We start from the raw sequence: 14,304 nt of genomic DNA on the forward strand, positions 1-14,304 counted from the left end.
CAGGCGCCGGGTGGCCGCGCGCGCATGCAGCCGGCGGAACCCGCCGCGTGCGGTCAACCGGGGCAGTGGCAGCATCATGGTTGCGGCTCCTGGCGCAGGGCATCCAGATAGCGCTGGCCGCGCGCGTCGGCAGGGGCGCGGCGGTGCAGCGGGGCCGGCGGGGCGACCAGCGTGCGCCAGACCTGGGCGCGCAGCTGGGCGCGGCAGCTGGCGCAAGCGGGTTCGGCGCGCAGGGTTTCCACCGCCGCGGCCAGGCCCAGCGGATCCTGCAGGCGCTCCTGCTGGGCCTGCAGCCACTGCGCGTAGCGGGCCAGGGTGGCGTCGGGTACCGGGGCCTGCTCGCCGAGGGCGTCCCACAACTGCAGCGCCGACGGGTCCGGATCCGGGCGGCTGTCCAGGCCGGCGGCACGGTCGCCCAGGCCGGCGCGGTCACCGCTCAGGCGGCGGCCGGGGTCGATCGGCGGCAACTGCGTGCCGATCCGCGCCAGGTAGATGCGTTCGGCCTGCTGCACCTGCTTGATGAAGCCCAGCGCCTTGTTGGCAAACGGCAACGCACGCTCCGGGTGGCCCTGGCGCAGCTCGCCCTCGGACTGCCACATCTGGTCCAGCGCGGCGCGCAGCAGCGCGCGGGTCTGCGGGTCGAGCAAGGTGGCGGCTTCGGCATGGTCGTGGGTGTGCCCGAACTCGGACAGCACGTCCTGCGCCTGGCCGAAGCCGCCGCGCTCCGGCGCCCCGTCGCCATGCGCATGGTCGTGGTCGTCCAGCGCGGCAGCGCCGGCCTCGGCGGCGTGGTCGTGCGCATCGTGCCCGTGTTCGTCCCGGGTGGGCGCGGGCGCCGCAGGCGTTGCCGGCGCATCCGCGGTGGGCATGTCGGCGGTGGGCAGATCCTCGGCCGGGGCGTCGCTGGTCGGCGCTTCGTCGGCCGTCGGCGGGCCCTTGGGCGCGCCTTCGCTCTCTTCACCCAGGAACTGGCCGTAGCGCAGCCGCAGCAGGCGCTGGTCCACGCCGATGGCGTCGGCGCGCTTGAGGTAGGTGGCCGCCTCCAGGCGCGGCTTTTCCTTCAGCAGCGCCTCGGCGTCGATGATGATCTGGCGCTGGCTGCGGAAGTAGGCCGGCAAGGTCTGCTTGACGCTGGCCTCCAGGCCGGCGGCCATGGTCTGCTCCGGCGGTGGCCAGCGCAGGATCACGCTGGCGCTGCGGCCTTCCTGCGGGCCGGGCTGGCGGGTGTCGTGCACGATGAGCTGGGCGATCAGGTCGTCGCCGGCGGCCATGCCCAGCGCCTGCGGCTGCAGCGTGGTGGAAAAGCCGCGCAGCCGGGCCGGGCCGCTGCCGCCGAGCGTGCGGCGCTGGGTCTTGAAGGTGATGTTTTCGCCGCTGCCCTGGGCCAGGGTCAGGCGCAGCTCGGCGCTGGCGGCGACCGCGTAGTCGTCGCTGGCTTCGAAGCGCAGCGTCCAGCCTCGATTGCCGGTCTGGGACGGCGTCCACAGCACCAGGCTCTGTTCGGGCGCCAGCACGCGCACCTGTGGCGGGCGGTCGGGCAGCACGTCGAGGCGATGCAGCTGGCGGTCGGCCGGCGCGCCGTCGATGAGGATGCGGTACAGGCTGGCACGCTCGGCGACCCACTGGCCCTGCCATCGATCGGTGCTGCCTTGCCGGGACAGCGCGATGCTGCGGCCGTCACTGAGCCGCAGCGCCACGCTGCGCGGAGCCGGGTTGACCTGCAGCTGCCAGTGCAGCCGGGTGCCGGCCGGCACGCGTGCATCCAGGCCGGGCAGGGGCGCGGGCGGCAGGCCGGTGTAGGCGGGCGGGGTGCTGTGCAGCCGCGCCTGACCCAGGGTGGGGGCGCCGGTGCCGGCGCGGGCGGCGGCGATCCGGTCGTTGCCTGCGGTGGGCCGGTGAGCGGGGTGCGGCCACAGCAGCACCGCGGCGCAGGCGAGCAGGCCGGGCAGGCCCCATGCCAAGGCGCGCCGCCAGGGCCAGGCCGGGCGCAGATCGCGCGGGGTGCTGCGCAGGCGTTGTTCCAGGCGCTGGCGTTGCAGGGCCTGCAACGGGCCGAGCTGCCCGGCCGGGGCGAACAGCAGGTCGCTGCTGTCTTCCAGATCCGCGTCGCGATCCAGCCGGCGGATCAGCCAGGTCTGGTCCAGCCGGCGTGCCGCCAGCAGCGCCACGCCGATCAGCGCCAGCAGGCCCAGGAGCAGCAACGGCAGGATCGCCGGCTGCGCACCGGCACGCCACGCCAGCAGCGCCGGCAGCACAGTCAGCGGCAGCCCGCACAGCAGCACGCCTGCGGCCTGCCGCCGCCGCGCGGCCTGCCAGGCGTGGTGCAGGGCCGGTGTGCTCATGCCGCGCGGCTCCGGCGGGGCGCGGTGGCCAGCCAGCGTTCGATCGCAAACAGCAGCAGCACCAGGCCGATCAGCCATGGCGCCAGCGGCCAGGGGGCGCTGGCCAGGCGGATGGCGGGGCCGCGCTGCGGCTGCTGGGTCTGCGCCAGCGCGCGCTGTGGTGCGGGTATCGACTGCAGGGCGTCGTGCAGGCGGGTGGGGAAGTCGGCATCCAGCAGCGCCGGCAGCCGCTGTGGCTGCAATGGCGCGGCCCAGCGCAGCAGGCGGCCGCGGCCAACCGTTGTGGCATCGATCAGCGCGGCGCCGTGTGCGTCCTGCAGCAGCGCTTGCAGCGGGCCCGCCAGTGCGGGTGGGGCCGGCGTCTGCGCATCGAGCAGCAGCTGCCCGCCGGCCGCGACCCAGGCGATGACCGGCGCCGGCGGTGGGCGCTGCGACAGCCAGGCCACCACCGTGCCGGCTGGCCAGCGTGCCGGTTCGGCCGCGCTGGGGGTGCTTACCGGCAATGCGCCGGGCAGTGCCCAGGCGGCATGCACGGCGCGCAGATAGCGCAAGGCCGGCTCGGTGGGGGTGTCGGCGATTGCCTGCAGCCGCAACGGTGGGACGGGCGCCACGGCGGCTGCCGGCGACTGGCCGGGCAGCACCTGCCAGCGCACCTCGCGCGACAGCTGTAGGCGTTGCGCATCCAGCGGCCCCCACTGGCTGGGCACGATCACGCTCAGCGCGGTCTCCGGCGGCAGGCTGGCATCGAGTTCGCGCAGCAGGCTGCCGACCGGCGGCGCGGTGCCGGCGGGCGTGGCGGGTGGGTGTGTCGCATCGGCAGCGATCGGCGGGAAGCCCGGGGCCAGCCACTCCCACTGCGCGTTGGCCGCGTGGCCGAGCGCCCGGGCCGCGGCCAGATCCACGCCGGGGCTGACCACGACGCGCGGGCGCGCCTGCTGGGGGTCGCGCAAGGCCGGCTCGGCCAGTAGCAGCGCCACTGCGGCGAGCAACAGCAGGCGCACCAGCAGCAGCGGCCATTCGTCGAAACGCAGCCGGTGCCGGGGCCGCGGCTGCGCGCGCAGCCAGCGCAATGCGGCAAAGTCGGTGGGCCGGTGTTCGCTGCGTCGGGCCAGATGGATCAGCAACGGCAGCAGCAGTGCGGCCAATGCGGCCAGGCCGGCGGGGAACAGCAGGAGCAGGTTCACTGCTGCGCTCCCTCAACTGCGGCGCTGGCGCCGATGCGCTGGCTCATCGCCGCGCACCGTGTGCAAACAGCTCGCGCAATGCCGCATCCGGTGGCGCATCCAGATAATGCACCGCGTGCGCAATGCCGGCCGCCTGCCAGCGCGCCTGCAGCGCGCGCTGGGCAGCGCCGAAGCGTTGCAGATACGCAGCGCGCACCGCGGCGCCGTCGCCGAGCAGTTCTTCACCGGTTTCCGGGTCGCGGAAGCGGTGCCCGCCGCTGAAGGGAAAATCGCGTTCGTCGCAGGTCAGCACCTGCAGCTGCATCACCTCGCGGCGTGCGGCGGCGAGTTTTTCCAGCGCGCCGAGCAGGTCCTGGTCGAAGCCGTCGCCGATCGACAGCACCAGCGCATGGGCGGCGATGCGTTCCCACAGCGGACGCAGCGCGTCCATGCCCGGCCAGCGGCCACCGGCGCGCAGCCCGTGCAGGGCCAGCCAGAGCCGGTCGCGCTGGCGCGGCCCGCCACCGGCCGGCACGGCCACCAGGCCATCGCCATGCACCGCGAACAGGCCGACCTGGTCGCCTTGCCGCAGCGCGACCTCGGCAGCGCACGCGGCCAGGGTCGCCATCGCCTGCAGGCGGGTGACCTGCGGGCGCGCCTGGTCGGCCTGGCCGGCGGAGGCGGTGGCGTCGAGCAACACCCACAGCGTCAGCGGGCTTTCGCGCTCGGCCTCGCGCACGAAGAACCGGTCTGAGCGGGCGTAGAGCTTCCAGTCGATCTGGCGCAAGGCATCGCCGGGTTCGTAGGCGCGGTATTGCGAGAATTCCAGACCGGCGCCGCGGCTGCGGCTGGCGTGCTGGCCGATCCCCTGCGCGCCCTGCGCCTGCCGCGCACGCAGCTGCAGGCCGCGCAGGCGGCTGCGCAGCTCGGCGGGAATCAGTGCCGGCACGTCCATGCTCACGCCGCAACCCGCCTCACGCCGGGAACGGCACGGCGCGCAGCAGCGCGGCGACCACATCGTCGGCGCTGCGTTGTTCGGCCTCGGCGGCGAACGACAGCAACAGGCGATGGCGCATCACCGGCGCGGCCAGCGCGACGACATCCTCGCGGGTGGCGGCAAGGCGGCCATGCAACAGCGCACGCGCCTTGGCCGCCAGCACCAGCGATTGCCCGGCGCGTGGGCCGGCGCCCCATTTGATCCACTGGCGCACGTCCTCACTGGCCTGCGGGCCTGGGCGGCTGGCGCGTACCAGGCGATTGATCCAGGTCAGCAGATCCGCGCCCACATGCACGTGCCGCACCTGCTGCTGCAGCGCCAGCACGCTGTCGGCATCCATCACCCTGGGCACCTGCGCGCTGCTGGTGCCGGTGGTCTGGCTGAGGATGTCGCGCTCTTCCTGCTCGCTGGGATAGTCCACCCGCACATGCAGCAGGAAGCGGTCCAGCTGCGCTTCCGGCAGCGGATAGGTGCCGGCCTGTTCGATCGGGTTCTGCGTGGCCAGCACGAAAAACGGCGCCGGCAACGCATAGGTGGTGCCGGCGTAGCTCACCGTGCGCTCGCTCATCGCCTCCAGCAGCGCGGCCTGGGTCTTGGGCGGGGTGCGATTGAGCTCGTCGGCCAGCAGCAGGTTGGTGAAGATCGGCCCCTGCTGGAACCGGAACTGGCGATGCCCGGTGCCGTGATCCTCTTCCAGCAGCTCGGTGCCGAGAATGTCGCTGGGCATCAGGTCCGGGGTGAACTGCACGCGGCGGAACTGCAGCTCCAGCGCCTGCCCCAGCGAGCGCACCAGCAGCGTCTTGCCCAGGCCGGGCGCGCCTTCCAGCAGGCAGTGGCCGCCGGCGAGCAGGCCGATCAGCAGTTGCTCCACCACCGCGTCCTGGCCCACCACCGCCTGCGCCAGGGCCGCACGCAACGCGCCGAGTTGGGAGAGCTGCCGGGTGAGGGTGTCGTCGTTGGGGGAAGTCATGGGAACCGTCTCGTTGTGGGACTGCTGGCGTAGGAGCGTGCGATGCGGCGTTAGCGCTAAGGCATCGCGCGCAAGCGCGCTCCTACAAAGGCGTGCGGGACTCGCGGGTGCGACGGCGGAGGTTGGCGGTGGATGCCGTGCCAGTGCCTGCGAAACATCTCACGCGATGTGTGCAGGAGCGCGCTGGCGCGCGAGGCGGTGTTACCGGTACGGCATCGCGCGCCAGCGCGCTCCTACGGATCGATTTCAGTTGGTCAATGCATACATCACGATGTTCACTGCGAACTTGGTGTTGTCTTCGGCCAGGAAGCGTTTGTTGCGCCAGTCGTAATCCCATTCGCAGCCGTAATCCTTGTTGCTGTACAACACGCCGAGCCGGCCGTCGATGCTGATGCCCCTGAGATAATCGTGCACCAGGTCGTCGCCCCAGCCATTGAGTTCGAAACTGGTGGCCGGCGGGCCGTCGGGGAATTTGAAGAATGCGCTGTAGAGACGGTGGTTTTTGGGCAATTTCTGCAGCGCGCTCTTGCCGAAAATGGAGGTCATCTGCGCCTCGAACGAGGTGGCGAACAGCCCGTCGATATCGTGGTTGCAATCGTCCACGAACACGAAGCCGCCATTGCGCACATAGCGCTCGAAGTTGCGCCGCTCGGCGGGATTGAACTCCACCAGCTTGTGCCCGGACAGATAGCAGAACGGCGCCTGCAGCATGCGCGGATCGGCCAGGTCCAGCACATGTTCCTGCGGGTCTACGCGCAGCTGGGTGTAATCGATCAGCGAGGTGATCAGGTTGGACGGCATGCGCGCATCCACATCCCAATCGCCTGAGTCGTAGCGCAGCCGGGTAAACCAGAAATCGTAATTGCCCGCCGCCCGCGCCTGCCGCGGCAACGCCAACGCAGCGACGCTACCGAGCAGCAATCCAAGGAAATGACGGCGCGTCGCGTGCGCCGCCAGGGCGTGTAGACCGGGAACGGGATGTGCAGGAAAACCATCGGGCCGCGAAGAGCTTGCTCCGCTCTCCCATTCCCGATTCCCCACTCCCGATTCCCGGCTCTCAGTCACACCGCATCCGACAACGAGGTAAACGTAAAGTCACGCAACCGCATCGGCGGGATCATCATCACGTAGCTGGATTCATCGCCGGCCACGCGTACCGGCCTGCCCAGCTCGTCGATGTTGTTGAGCATGATGATCGGCGATTCATTGAAGCGGAAATTCTTCACCGGGTACTTGATCTGCCCGTTCTCGATGTAGAAGGTGCCGTCGCGGGTCAGCCCGGTCAGCAGCACGGTCTGCGGATCGACCATGCGGATGTACCAGGTGCGCGTGACCAGGATGCCCTTCTCGGTGCCGCGCACCAGCTCGGCGATGTTCTTGTCGCCACCGGCCATCAGCAGGTTGCCCGGCTCGCCGACCGCGCGCTTGCCGTTCTTCTGCGCCCAGAACCGCGAATACTGCAGGTTGGCGATCTTGCCGTTCTCCACGATCGGCATCTTCTCGCGCGGCAGGCCTTCCTCGTCCCAAGGCAGCACGGCGGCACGCGCATCCCACGGGTCGGCGGTGATGTTCACGCGCGGGTCGTAGACCTGTTCGCCCAGCTTGTTGCCGCCGCCCTTCTTGGACAGGAAGCTGCGGCCCTCGTCGGCCATGCGCGCATCGAAGTAGCGCATCATGAAAGAAATCAGGCCTGCCGCCGCTGCCGGCTCCAGGATCACCGTGTACTTGCCCGGTTCCAGCGCCTTGGCTTCGGACGAGTCGCTGGCCTTGCGCATGGCGATGCGGATGTCCTGCTCGGCCTTGAAGTCGGCGGCATCCTTGAGGTTGCGGCCCACCCAGCCCGAGCCGCGACCGTCTTCGGTACGCACGGTGCAGGTGTAGTCGAAACGCGCGCCGCGCTGGTAGCCGAAGTTGCCCTTGCTGTTGGCGAACGCGGTAAAGCTCTGGCCATCTTCCAGGAAGCCGGCCGCGATCAATCCCTTGCCCTTGCACGGGGCGATCGAATCGGCGGCCACCTGCGCACGGAATGCCGGGTCGATGGCGGCAGTGGATTCGCTGAAGGTGGGGCTGGGTTTGTAGGTCTGCTTGTCCACCGCCGGCATGAACTCCGGGTTTTCCGGCGCCAGCCGCGCCAGGTCTTCGGCACGCCTCACCACGCGCTCCAGCGCAGCGTCGTCGAACTCGTTGATGGTGGCGATGCCCACGCGCTTGCCGAACGCCACCTGCACCTGCAGGTCGGTGTTGTCGACGATGCCGCTGGTGGACACGTTGTTGAGCGCGAAACGGATATTGCCGTCGATCGAGCCGCTAAGCGTGGCGGTGCACTCGTCGGCCTTGGACAGCTTGATGACCTTGTCCAGGATGGCCTTGGCCTGCGCTTCGGTAAGGATGCTCATGTGGGTTTCTCCTGTCAGCCGAGCGAGCGGGCGGTGTTGATGACGTTGATGCCGTCGAAACGGGCGGTGGACGAGCCATGCGAGACCGCCGAGGACTGGCTCGGCTGGCCCTTGCCGTCGAAGAACGAGCCGCCCAGGCGGTAGTCGCGTTGATCGGCCACCGCGCTGCAGGCGTTCCAGAATTCCGGCGTGCGGATCTGGTAGGCCACGTCCTCGAGCATGCGGGTGATCGCGCCGTTCTTGATCTCGTAGAACAGCTGGCCGCCGAACTGCGCGTTGTAGCGCTGCTGGTCGATGGAGAACGAGCCGTCGCCGATGATGTAGATGCCGTTTTCCACGTTCTTGATCAGATCGCTCACGCTCAACGGTGTCTTGCCGGCGGCCAGCGACACATTGGCCATGCGCTGGAACTGCACGCTCGACCACGAGTCGGCGTAGCAGCACCCATCGGAGGCGGTCTTGCCGAGGATATGCGCCTGGTCGCGGATGGCCTGGTAGTCCACCAGCTTGCCATCGCGGATCAGGTCCCACTGCTTGGTCTTGACGCCTTCATCGTCGTAGCCCACCGCGCCCAGGCTGCCGGGCTGGGTCTTGTCGGCCAGGATGTGCACCTTGTCGCTGCCGTACTGGAAACCGGCCTTGAGCTTGTCCAGCGTGGCGAAACTGGTGCCGGCGAAATTGGCCTCGTAGCCGAGCACGCGATCCAGCTCCAGCGGGTGGCCGACCGACTCGTGGATGGTGAGCCAGGTGTGCGAGGGGTCCAGTACCAGATCGTACTTGCCCGGCTTCACCGACGGCGCCTTGAGCTTTTCCTGCGCCTGCTTGGCCGCGGCGATCGCGTCCTCCTTCATGTCGTAGGACAGGCCGTAATTCACCACGCCATTGGGCGAGACGAACTTGCCCGAGGCGGCGCCATCCAGATATTCGTAGCCCAGGCCCATCGGCGCGGACAAGCCGTCGCGGGTGCGGAACTTGCCGCTGGCCTTGTCGATGGCGGTCACGCTCAGCGGCGCCCAGATGCGGTGCACGTCCTGGTCGATATACGAGCCGTCGGTGCTGGCAAAGTACTTCTGCTCGTTGACCACGAACAGCATCGAATTGACGAAGTTGGCGCCGGCAGCGGTGGCGGCAGCGTTGACACCCAGCAGCAGGTCCACCTTGTCCTTGATCGGCACTTCCATCGCGTTCTTCTTGATCGGCGTCTTCCAGCTGACCTCGCCCACGCCCGGCGTGGGCGCCAGCTGCACCGGCGTGCCCTGCACCTTGGCATTGGCCTTGGCGATCGCGGCGGCCTGCGAGGCGGCCTTGGCCACACCCTGTTCGGTGAGCTCGTTGGTGGCGGCAAACCCCCAGGCGCCAGCCACCAGGACGCGCACGCCCGCACCGATGGATTCGGTGTTGACCACGTTCTGCACCTTGTCCTCGCGGGTGATGACGAACTGGCGCAGATAACGGCCGATGCGCACATCGCAATAGCTCGCACCGGCCTGGCGCGCGGCGTTGAGGCCGGCATCGGCCAGGCGCTTCTTGCGGCCCACATCCAGCTGCGTCACCAACTGCTCGGCGGCGATCGCCTTGCCGAAGTAGGCGGGCACGATCAGGCCGCCCATGGTCAGCCCGGTCAGGGCCAGGAAATCACGTCGCTGCACGGCAACTCCCCAATTATCCTGCGCGGCGCGCAGGTAGTGTGGTGACGCACAGATCGCTATCTGCGCGGTATCGCCGATTCTTGCCGGGCGATGAACGCTGCGTCAAATGACTTTCGGCAGGGGTCCGTGCGCAAACGCCGTACCCGCATGAAGCGAGTAGCGCAGCAGGCCTGCGCGTGTGGCGAGCGCTGCTGACCGGCTGCGATGGATGTGGCTGCGCGTTGAGAGCTCTGGATGTCAGGCATGCGTGGTTTGTCTGCGATCGTACATATGCGATCAGCAGGTCGTCGGGTGCGGTGTTGCTTCATGGGGGTCTGGCTGAAAAGCGTTTGATCTGCGGCTTGGTTGCCTGGCCCTTGCCCGCCCACCCTCGTGGGACACGCCGCAAGTACGTCCCTGTAGGCGCTTACGCGGCATCCATGCCGCGTAAGGTCCCGCGACGGTGGGCGGGCAAGGACCTGTCGAGATGGTCGGTGTGCGTGGTTACAGGCATGGCATGACGCGGCGTCTGGATGACGGCGCATCCGATCAGTTACCAACGCCAGGTTTGGTTGCAGGGCCCTTGCCCGCCCACCCTCGCGGGACACGCCGCAAGTACGTCCGTGTAGGCTCTTACGCGGCATCCATGCCGCGTAAGGTCCCGCGACGGTGGGCGGGCAAGGACCAGTCACGATGGTCGGGGTGCATGGTTTTAAACAAGGCAACCAATCAACTGTTTGGTGAGGGCACCACGCCCTCTACCGACCAGCTTCTCTCAACCCAATGCGCGCGCGGTGTTGATCACATTGATGCCATCGAAGCGCGCCGTGGACGACCCGTGCGAGACCGCTGATACCTGGCTGGGTTGGCCCTTGCCGTCGAAGAACGAGCCGCCCAGGCGGAAATCGCGTTGATCGCAGACCGCGCTGCAGGCATTCCAGAATTCCGGCGTGCGGATCTGGTAGGCGCCGTCTTCCACCAGACGCGTGACCTGGCCGTTCTCGATTTCGTAGAACAACTGCCCGCCGAACTGCGCGTTGTAGCGTTGCTGATCGATCGAATACGAGCCGCGCCCGTGGATGTACAGGCCGCGCTCGACGTTCTTGATCATGTCGGCAACAGCCAGCGGCGTCTTGCCTGCCGCCAGCGAGACATTGGGCATGCGCTGGAACTGCACGCTGGACCACGAGTCGGCATAGCTGCAGCCATCGGATGCGGTCTTGCCGAGCAGATGCGCCTGATCGCGCGTGCATTGGTAATCGACCAGGATGCCGTCCTTCACCAGCTCCCACTGCTTGCCCTTGACGCCTTCATCGTCGTAACCCACTGCGCCCAGGCTGCCGGGCTGGGTGCGGTCGGCGACGAAGGTCACCGCATCGCTGCCCCAGCGGAAACCGGCATCGCGTTTGTCCAGCGTGGCAAAACTGGTGCCGGCGTAATTGGCCTCGTAACCGAGCACGCGATCGAGCTCGAGCGGGTGCCCCACCGACTCGTGGATGGTGAGGAACAGATTGCTGGGGTCGATCACCAGATCGTATTTGCCGGCCTTCACCGACGGTGCGGTGAGTTTGGCGCGTGCCTGTTTAGCGGCGGCGATCGCATCTTCGCGCGCGTCATAACTGTGGCCGTAGCCGATGAGTCCGCCAGGCAGCTGGTGCTTCTGGCTGGCATCGCCATCCAGGTATTCGTAGCCCATGCCCATCGGCGAGGACAGCCCGTCGCGGGTGCGGAACTTGCCGCTGGCCTTGTCCACCGCGGTGACGGTGAACGGCAACCACAACCGGTGCACATCCTGATCGATATAGGAGCCGTCGCTGCTGGCGAAGTACTTCTGCTCGTTGATCGCAAACAGGCGCGAAGCCACGAACGTGGCGCCGGCATTGAGCGCAGCCGCGTTGACGTCCATCAGCAGCGCCACCTTGTCCTGCAGCGGCACTTCCATTGCGTTCTTCCTGATCGGCGTCTTCCAGCTGACCTGTCCGGCCGGCGTCACTGGCGCCAGCTGCACCGGCGAGCCGCCCAGCCGCGCGTTGGCCTTGGCGATCGCCACCGCCTGGCGCGTGGCGGTGGCCACGCCATCGCTGGTAAGCGTGTTGGTGGCCGCAAACCCCCACGCGCCATCGGCCAGCACGCGCACGCCCACACCGCTGGATTCGGCGTTGACCACGTTCTCCACCTGCGCCTCGCGGGTGATCACGAACTGGCGCAGATAACGGCCCACGCGCACATCGCAATAACTGGCACCGGCTGCCTTGGCGGTGCTGAGCGCGGTATCGGACAAGCGACGGCTGCGCGCGGCATCGTTGGGTGTGAGCAACTGCTCGGCCGCGATCAGGCGCGTGTTCGGCAGCAGCAGCCCGGCAGCACCGATGCCGGACAGGGTGAGGAAGGTACGACGGTCCACGGCGGTTCTCCGTTGAAGGCCAGCGGCACGGCTCCCCGCCGCGCCAGCCCCCGAGACTGGCCCGTGCAGGCGACGGCGGTCAAGGGGGCAGTGCCGGCCTGGCGTCAGGCAGCTCCAACTGCAAAGCGGAGACATCGGCATCGTCGGCAGGGCCGTGGCGCGAAGGCAATGCGGGCATGCCAGGCTCGGCCGCCGTCACCGCAGCGACCGAAACGTCGTTCGCAGATGATCGACAAACACCGGCGGATTCTCCATTGCCGCAAAATGTCCGCCCCGCTCCGCTTCGCCGAAAAAGCGGAGGTCGGCAAAGCGTCGCTCTGCCCAGCGCCGGGAAATGCGCACCTGCTCCCCGGGAAACATGCTGATGCCGGTGGGTGTGGGCATTGGATGCGAAGGCATCTCCGCCATCGCCTCATGCGCGGCTTCCCAATACAGGCGTGCAGAGCTGGGCCCTGCGTTCGGGAGCCAGTACAGCATGATGTCGTCGATGAGGTGGTCCAGGGCGAACACGTTCTCCGGTTCGCCGTCGCTTTGTGAGACGTCCTGAAAGAGTGCATAGATCCATGCAGCCAGGCCCACCGGGGAGTCAGCCAAACTGAAGCCCACCGACTGCGGCCGTGTGCTTTGCAGCTTCATGTAGCCGGAAAATTCCGTGTAGTAGCGCTGGGCGTCTTCCAGCATCTTCTGCTCGGCCGGTGTGGCTTCGGCGATGTCCTGCGTGCTGGGTTCGAACATCACCATGTTCAGATGGAGACCCCGCAAGCCGGGCGGCTGCATGAATCCAAGCGCGGTGGTGATCGCACTGCCCCAATCGCCGCCCTGTGCGGCCCAACGCTCGCCATAACCCAGACGGCGCATCAGTTCGACCCATGCGGCAGCCGTGCGCCCGACGCCCCAGCCACGGGCGGTTGGCTTTGCAGAGAAACCAAAGCCAGGCAAGCATGGGATGATGAGATGGAAGGCGTCCGACGCCTGCCCGCCATGGGCCACCGGGTCGCTCAAGGGGCCGATCACCTCGCGGAATTCGAGCACCGATCCGGGCCACCCGTGCGTCAGCAGCAACGGAAGCGCGTCTGGCTCCGGCGAGCGGACATGCAGGAACTGGATCTCCAGTCCATCGATCGTGGTACGACTGCTGTTCCAGCCGTTCAATAACCGCTCGGTCGCACGCCAGTCGTAGCCAGACTGCCAGCGGTCCACCAGGCGCCGGATGCGCTCGCTCTGTGGGCCTTGGCTGCGGTCCTCCACGGTTTCCTTGCTCGGCCACCGCGTTTGCCTGAGCCGGTGTGCGAGGTCATCCAGCTCGGCTTGTGCAACCTGGATGTGGAACGCTGCAATGCCATCGCGCATCTCAAGACTCCCGTACATAGGTATTGGCCAGTGTCTGGCGGGCTGTTTGCCAGGAGCGCGCACCGTAGCGATCGTTATCCAGTGGGACCAGTTTGCCGCGCCCGCTCATCATGTCGCGCAGGTATTGCATGCCCTGCCAGGGAGGGAAGGGGTCATCGCTTGCGGGCGTGAGTGCACGCACCGCACTGATGATGGCCGACATCGTCCCCAGCCCGCCCGGCCTGAGCGTGCGATAGCGCTGCCCGGTGAGTTGGGTGAGCAGTTGCGCGATGTCGTTGGGCGAAATGCTGTTGCCGGCAATGCGCAGGTCCCGTGGTGCCGTGGAATCCAGTGCGGCCGCCGCCGTGTAGCGGGCAACGTCATCTTTGGCGGTGAAATCGAGCTGCTGGTTGGCGTCGCCAAAATGCATGACGCGACGGCCCGGCACCACGAGGCGCGCACTGCCCTCGAGAAGCTCCAGAAAACCGCCGCACAGAACCGAGGTGGCCGCGATCGGCGCGGCATCCAGTTGGTCTCTGAATCGGCGCCGGAAATCCAGGTTTCGATTGTCGCCCGGCCGCGTCTTCGTATAGTCCAGCGAGAAATCAGACGGGATGAAGCGAGGCACGCCGGCGCTGACCGCTGCATGCAACAGCTTTCCCTGTTGACCCAGCATGACGTCTTCCAGACCGTTGAGCGCGGAAACGACACATGCCGCGTTCCCGACCGCTTCACGCAACGAGTTGGCGTCTTCCATCTCGACGTAGCGGATCGTGATGTTCCTGCGTTGCAGGGCCGCAATACGGTCCTTGCCTGCGCCTTGCCGAACAAGCGCAACCACCGCGGCGCCCTGGTCCTGCAGGGCAAAGGCGATGCGGCAACCCAGGTCGCCGGTGGCGCCTGCAACAACGATTGGGGATCTCACATCTGACGTCACGGCTTGCCTCTCGCTTGGGTCTTTTGCGCCAACGACGGCAACGGGAACTGCAACAGAAGATGCGAGCTGTCTGTCACGCAGCACCCAGGCCATTCGCCGGCTTGGCAGACCACGCAGCGAATAACTGAACGATAACGT

General features: G+C 68.0%; 10 protein-coding genes. All 10 read right to left on the bottom strand.

Translation table 11 applies throughout. The features are described from left to right. Positions 1-74: 74 nt before the first annotated feature. The 10 genes from DGN21_RS00435 to DGN21_RS00480 all read right to left on the bottom strand — a co-directional run bounded on the left by DGN21_RS00435 (position 75) and on the right by DGN21_RS00480 (position 14,166). The gene (locus DGN21_RS00435) at positions 75-2,342 is read right to left on the bottom strand and encodes a DUF4175 domain-containing protein (protein ID WP_160955014.1); all 2,268 of its coding nucleotides are present in this window, start codon (positions 2,340-2,342) and stop codon (positions 75-77) included. Then, on the bottom strand, positions 2,339-3,526 hold the full coding sequence (locus DGN21_RS00440) for a BatA domain-containing protein (RefSeq protein ID WP_126966852.1): 1,188 nt from the start codon (positions 3,524-3,526) through the stop codon (positions 2,339-2,341). The genes DGN21_RS00435 and DGN21_RS00440 overlap by 4 nt, the downstream gene beginning before the upstream one ends. Positions 3,527-3,569: 43 nt before the next feature. Beyond that, on the bottom strand, positions 3,570-4,466 hold the full coding sequence (locus DGN21_RS00445; protein WP_126966853.1) for a DUF58 domain-containing protein: 897 nt from the start codon (positions 4,464-4,466) through the stop codon (positions 3,570-3,572). A 13-nt stretch (positions 4,467-4,479) separates the two neighbouring features. Further along, a complete protein-coding gene (locus tag DGN21_RS00450; RefSeq protein ID WP_024940482.1) occupies positions 4,480-5,472 on the bottom strand; it encodes a MoxR family ATPase in 993 nt (330 codons plus the stop codon). 246 nt (positions 5,473-5,718) lie between these two features. After that, complete coding sequence (locus DGN21_RS00455) at positions 5,719-6,537, bottom strand: DUF4159 domain-containing protein (RefSeq protein ID WP_046345246.1); 819 nt, start codon at positions 6,535-6,537, stop codon at positions 5,719-5,721. After that, positions 6,534-7,868 carry a TldD/PmbA family protein gene (locus DGN21_RS00460; RefSeq protein WP_039517956.1) on the bottom strand — a complete coding sequence of 445 codons (1,335 nt, stop codon included), beginning with the start codon at positions 7,866-7,868 and terminating at the stop codon, positions 6,534-6,536. Before DGN21_RS00460 ends, DGN21_RS00455 begins: the two co-directional genes overlap by 4 nt. 14 nt (positions 7,869-7,882) lie before the next feature. Further along, the gene (locus tag DGN21_RS00465) at positions 7,883-9,517 is read right to left on the bottom strand and encodes a TldD/PmbA family protein (protein WP_024940479.1); all 1,635 of its coding nucleotides are present in this window, start codon (positions 9,515-9,517) and stop codon (positions 7,883-7,885) included. 754 nt (positions 9,518-10,271) lie between these two features. Continuing rightward, on the bottom strand, positions 10,272-11,900 hold the full coding sequence (locus tag DGN21_RS00470; protein ID WP_160955246.1) for a TldD/PmbA family protein: 1,629 nt from the start codon (positions 11,898-11,900) through the stop codon (positions 10,272-10,274). 195 nt (positions 11,901-12,095) lie between these two features. Then, positions 12,096-13,250 (bottom strand): epoxide hydrolase family protein, encoded by a 1,155-nt coding sequence (locus DGN21_RS00475; protein WP_126966854.1) that lies wholly within the window; start codon positions 13,248-13,250, stop codon positions 12,096-12,098. Between the two features lies 1 nt (position 13,251). Beyond that, positions 13,252-14,166, bottom strand: a complete 915-nt coding sequence (locus DGN21_RS00480) for an NmrA family NAD(P)-binding protein (protein ID WP_126966867.1) — start codon at positions 14,164-14,166, stop codon at positions 13,252-13,254. Positions 14,167-14,304 lie beyond the last annotated feature (138 nt).

The sequence above is a fragment of the Xanthomonas sp. MLO165 genome (genome assembly GCF_018831305.1).
GTDB classification, from domain to species: Bacteria; Pseudomonadota; Gammaproteobacteria; order Xanthomonadales; family Xanthomonadaceae; genus Xanthomonas; species Xanthomonas arboricola.

Coding starts and splice junctions, on each gene's coding strand:
- DGN21_RS00435 (WP_160955014.1), bottom strand. CDS start 2,342: ATGAGCACACCGGCCCTGCACCACGCCTGGCAGGCCGCGCGGCGGCGG.
- DGN21_RS00450 (WP_024940482.1), bottom strand. CDS start 5,472: ATGACTTCCCCCAACGACGACACCCTCACCCGGCAGCTCTCCCAACTC.
- DGN21_RS00460 (WP_039517956.1), bottom strand. CDS start 7,868: ATGAGCATCCTTACCGAAGCGCAGGCCAAGGCCATCCTGGACAAGGTC.
- DGN21_RS00475 (WP_126966854.1), bottom strand. CDS start 13,250: ATGCGCGATGGCATTGCAGCGTTCCACATCCAGGTTGCACAAGCCGAG.